This window comes from Mesorhizobium sp. M5C.F.Ca.IN.020.29.1.1, from assembly GCF_003997375.1.
Classification (GTDB): domain Bacteria; phylum Pseudomonadota; class Alphaproteobacteria; order Rhizobiales; family Rhizobiaceae; genus Mesorhizobium; species Mesorhizobium wenxiniae.
Genome location: NZ_RZSW01000673.1, coordinates 1 through 2,777, shown reverse-complemented (window position 1 = coordinate 2,777; position 2,777 = coordinate 1). Strand labels below are relative to the sequence as shown.

Annotated in this window: 3 protein-coding genes; 2 read left to right on the top strand and 1 reads right to left on the bottom strand. The window is 58.8% G+C overall.

The features are described 5' to 3' along the window. Positions 1-899: aminotransferase class III-fold pyridoxal phosphate-dependent enzyme (locus tag EOA85_RS31870; RefSeq protein WP_127212379.1), on the top strand; the 899-nt coding region annotated here is incomplete at its 5' end. A gap of 145 nt (positions 900-1,044) precedes the next feature. Here EOA85_RS31870 and EOA85_RS31865 read toward each other — a convergent pair. Continuing rightward, complete coding sequence (locus EOA85_RS31865; RefSeq protein WP_127212378.1) at positions 1,045-1,344, bottom strand: hypothetical protein; 300 nt, start codon at positions 1,342-1,344, stop codon at positions 1,045-1,047. A gap of 517 nt (positions 1,345-1,861) precedes the next feature. Here EOA85_RS31865 and EOA85_RS31860 point away from each other — a divergent pair. Continuing rightward, positions 1,862-2,734: an SMP-30/gluconolactonase/LRE family protein gene (locus tag EOA85_RS31860; protein WP_127212377.1), complete on the top strand. Its 873-nt coding sequence runs from the start codon at positions 1,862-1,864 to the stop codon at positions 2,732-2,734. Positions 2,735-2,777 lie beyond the last annotated feature (43 nt).

The following is a 2,777-nucleotide window of genomic DNA, read 5'->3' as shown; positions in this document are numbered from 1 at the left end:
GCACCTCGCTGGGCGGCATGGAGCCGATGCACAAACAGCTCAACGGCGCGGTTCCAAACATCGTCCATGTGATGATGCCTTATGCTTATGAGCTGGCTCTGCCCGGCGAAAGCGACCATGATTTCGGCCTGCGCGCGGCCAAGGCCGTCGAGGATGCCATCCTCGAAGCCGGCGCCGACAAGGTCGCCGCCTTTATCGGCGAGCCGGTGATGGGGGCAGGCGGCGTGAAGATACCGCCGATGAGCTATTGGCCGGAAGTGCAGCGCATCTGCCGCAAATACGATATCCTCCTGATGCTGGACGAAGTCATCACCGGCTATGGTCGAACGGGCGAGTGGTTCGCAGCTCAGACCTTCGACATCAAGCCAGATACCATCACCACCGCCAAGGCGCTGACCTCCGGCTATCAGCCGCTGTCGGCGCTCCTGGTCGGTGACCGCATCGCCGCGACGCTGGTCGAGAAGGGCGGCGAGTTCAACCACGGTTACACTTACTCCGGGCACCCTGTGGCCTGCGCCGTGGCACTGAAGAACCTCGAGATCATGGAGCGTGAAGGTCTGGTCGATCGGGTCAAGAACGACACCGGACCCTATTTCGCCAAGGCGCTGCAGGAGCACATTGGCGGTCACGATCTGGTCGGCGAAGTGCGCTCGATCGGGCTGATGGGGGGAATCGAAATCGTTAGGGACAAGGCGACCAAGGAGCGCTTCCTGCCGGCCGGAAGCGCGGCCGTGCTTGTCCGCGACCACGCAATTGCCCAGGGCATGATGCTGCGCGCCACCGGCGATACGATGATCCTGTCTCCGCCGCTGATCTGGACGCGTGAAACGATCGACATGGCCTGCGACCGCATCGCCAAGGCGCTTGATCTGGCGCAAGCGGATTTGCGCGAGCGGTAAGATAGAACGAAGATCTCGCCAGGGCGAGGATCGGTCGTGAGCGCGGCAGGTCTCCTACACCTTGGAGGAGCCGCTCGCCAAGAGCTGCTACGAGGCGATCGCTTCGTCCGTCGCCGCGATTTACCTTGTCCGTCAGGACCTGTGTTTACCTGCCATCGGCCGTAGCGTCGGTGCTGCTACGCTGGGCGTTAGCGCCGTCGCTCTGTTGCTCGGCCCACCCACCCGGACCGGTCGGAAAGCTCGGCTCTCCTTCCGCCTCTAGGCTCTCGTGGAACTCAGTGGCAGGTCTTCCTGGGTATTGGCGGCCGCTCGACAGGTGCCCTTGATGGCCGGGATGGAGGCTTGCGTCATCGTTGCGGGCATGATCCGGCGGTTCGGCATAGGCTGCCGTGGCAAACAGCGATCCGGCGCCGATGAAGAGTGCCAATGCGAGAACGTGCTTCATCGTGCTGTCCTCCAGTATTTGGACTCAAGATGCAGATAGAGCCCATCCAGGCTGTGTAAAGGGCAGCTTGTAATGAAATTGATTAAGGGGGCAGCCCCTGCACATCCCCGGCCGTACAGTATGGCTTGCGCAATTTCGGCAATATCGACGATCCGAGCCTCGAGCCGATGATGCCTTCGGCGGACCGCATCGGCCCTCCGCGCAAGGCGACAGGCTGGTGTTTCGACTTGACTCGCTTAGGCGTCGTTTTCGAACACCAGCCTCTCGCGGGCCGCCCGAGTACAGCGTCACGGGATGTGCGGAGTGCTTTTCATCCGCAGTACGGCTCCAAGAACAGTTGACGTTGGAACTGCCATTCATCTGGGGAATTGTAAAGTTGCCGAGGCTAAGCAGAAATTGCTTATAGACGAACCTGTCAGAGCAATCGAAGCGTCAACCGTAAGCTTTTCAATATCGCCTGTTCAATTTGCGGTTGCGCTTTACATAATAGGTCAAAAAACAACATAGGGAGGCTATCATGATCAGGATTCAGTTAGTTCTATTTTCTATTCTCCTACTAGGAGTAGGGTCACCCGCGACAGCGGAGGAGGTCTGGTCGCTTGAGGGCTTAAAGACCCCCGAGAGCGTACTTTTCGACACCAAGCGGAACGTCTTCTACGTTTCCAACATTGTTGGCGAGCCCGCCGGCAAGGATGGGGTCGGATACCTTTCGAAAGTTTCGCCTGACGGAAAGTTGCAGACAGCCGAATGGGTGACCGGGTTTAATGCGCCCAAGGGATTGGTGATGGAAGGCGATACGCTTTTCGTCACCGACATCGATCGGCTTATGGCCGTCAACGTCGAGAGCGGTCAGATCACCGGAACGTGGCCCGCAGAAGGCGCTCAGTTCCTCAATGACCCCGCCGTCGACGAGGCGGGTCGCGTCTTTGCTTCCGACATGCTGGCGAACAGGATTTATGTTCTGGACAATGATGCTCTCACCGTCTGGCTGGAGAGCGAGGATCTCCTGCATCCGAACGGTCTGCGCGTCGAAGATGGTCGCCTCCTCGTCGCCGGCTGGGGTCGCGATATCCAGCCGGATTTTTCGTCCAAGACACCCGGCCATCTGATCGCGATCGACCTGAACACGAAGGCTATCTCTGACATCGGGTCCGGCGAGCCTGTTGGAAATCTAGATGGTCTAGAACCGGACGGAGCAGGAAATTGGCTTGTTACGGATTGGGTCGCAGGGGCGCTCTTTCGCATTCATCCGGATGGAAAAGTCGAGCAGCTGATGGACCTCAATCAAGGCAGCGCCGATCTGGAATTCCTTGAAGAAAAGAAGCTGGCAATCATCCCTATGATGATGGACGGCAAACTGGTCGCAACTCGATTGGGTGGAGCAACTTGAGAAGAGGCTCGCATAGTCCAATTGGCCGTACAGGGTCATGACT

Coding starts and splice junctions, on each gene's coding strand:
- EOA85_RS31865 (WP_127212378.1), bottom strand. CDS start 1,344: ATGAAGCACGTTCTCGCATTGGCACTCTTCATCGGCGCCGGATCGCTG.
- EOA85_RS31860 (WP_127212377.1), top strand. CDS start 1,862: ATGATCAGGATTCAGTTAGTTCTATTTTCTATTCTCCTACTAGGAGTA.